The 1,636-nt window shown below is 58.1% G+C and carries 1 tRNA gene and 2 rRNA genes; all 3 read right to left on the bottom strand.

Features of this window, described 5'->3' with window-relative positions:
• Window positions 1-298 (bottom strand): 23S ribosomal RNA (locus tag GS429_RS21930); the annotation flags it as partial.
• A gap of 221 nt (window positions 299-519) precedes the next feature.
• Window positions 520-591, bottom strand: a tRNA-Ala gene (locus GS429_RS15265).
• A gap of 157 nt (window positions 592-748) precedes the next feature.
• Window positions 749-1,636 (bottom strand): 16S ribosomal RNA (locus GS429_RS15260); the annotation flags it as partial.

Raw genomic sequence — 1,636 nt, 5'->3', positions numbered from 1 at the left:
GGTCCGAGAGTGATCGTCAGTCCGAACACCACATTGCCCGTGAAGGCTTCGGTTTGGACTGTGTCGCGTTCATTCGCCATTATTAACGACATCACGTTCGTTTTCTTTTCCTGTCGATACTAAGATGTTTCAATTCTCGACGTTCCCCATTGCGCGAAGCAATTGCGGTGGGGATTCCCATTCGGAAATCCTGAGTTCTTTGCCTCCGTGCGGCTCCCTCAGGCTTATCGCAGCTTGGCACGTCCTTCTTCAGCTCTCAAGCCGAGCGATCCACCAGCTGGCACAGTAGCCACGTTCATCGGATCGGCGTAACATCAGAGATGTCACGTTGTAGTGACCCGGGAACGGGTCCAGTGGACGCCTGGACTACACGTACACACGGTCTCATCTGCAGGCCGTAGACGCGGCCTGCATTAACCCTTCCCACCCACGCTTGCGCGGGGTGGTGCATCGGTTCTTCGGATTAGATCGAAGTACTGTGACCCACTTAAGGGGCACGATTCGATCGCCTCCGAGACATGGACCCACAGGGATTCGAACCCTGGGCATCCTCCTTGCAAAGGAGGCACTCTACCACTGAGCTATGGGCCCACTCCTCTCGTGGCCAACAGCCACGAGAGGAAGCGTCATGTTAGCCTTGGTAGTTCTAAGGTGCCCGATCGGCCACTCGGTGGGTCGATCGAACGTGGAGTGCGTGACGCTACGCGTCACGGCTTATGGGCCGGGGCAACGCCCCGGTCCCGGTCTGTGGAGGTGATCCAGCCGCAGATTCCCCTACGGCTACCTTGTTACGACTTAAGCCCCCTTGCGAAGCCCAGATTCGACCGACGTTGCGTCGGCCTCATCCGGACCTCACTCGGGTGCTTTGACGGGCGGTGTGTGCAAGGAGCAGGGACGTATTCACCGCGCCCTTCTGAGGCGCGATTACTACCGAATCCAGCTTCATGAGGGCGAGTTTCAGCCCTCAATCCGAACTACGACCACGTTTCGGAGATTAGCGTCCCCTTTCGGGGTTGCATCCCACTGTCGTGGCCATTGTAGCCCGCGTGTCGCCCAGCACATTCGGGGCATACTGACCTACCGTTGCCCATTCCTTCCTCCAGTTTGGCACTGGCAGTCTCCCTAATGTACCCAGCCACCACAAGGGTGCTGCTGGCAATTAGGGACGTGGGTCTCGCTCGTTGCCTGACTTAACAGGACGCCTCACGGTACGAGCTGACGGCGGCCATGCACCTCCTCTCAATGGCTCAGGTAAGCTCATCACACTGACCGTCACTGCACATTGTCGATGCTGGTGAGATGTCCGGCGTTGAGTCCAATTAAACCGCAGGCTCCTCCGGTTGTAGTGCTCCCCCGCCAATTCCTTTAAGTTTCATCCTTGCGGACGTACTTCCCAGGCGGTCTGCTTCACGGCTTCCCTACGGCACAACACAGGCTCGTAGCCTGTGTCACACCTAGCAGACATCGTTTACAGCTCGGACTACCCGGGTATCTAATCCGGTTCGTGACCCGAGCTTTCGTCCCTCACCGTCGGATCCGTCCTTCCAGAGCGCTTTCGCCACCGGTGGTCCGTCCAGGATTACGGGATTTCACTCCTACCCCGGACGTACCCTCTGGATCTTCCGGTCCCAAGCCA

This window comes from Natronorubrum halalkaliphilum (genome assembly GCF_009834785.1).
GTDB classification, from domain to species: Archaea; Halobacteriota; Halobacteria; order Halobacteriales; family Natrialbaceae; genus Natronorubrum; species Natronorubrum halalkaliphilum.
This window is presented reverse-complemented; position numbering and strand designations above follow the sequence as displayed.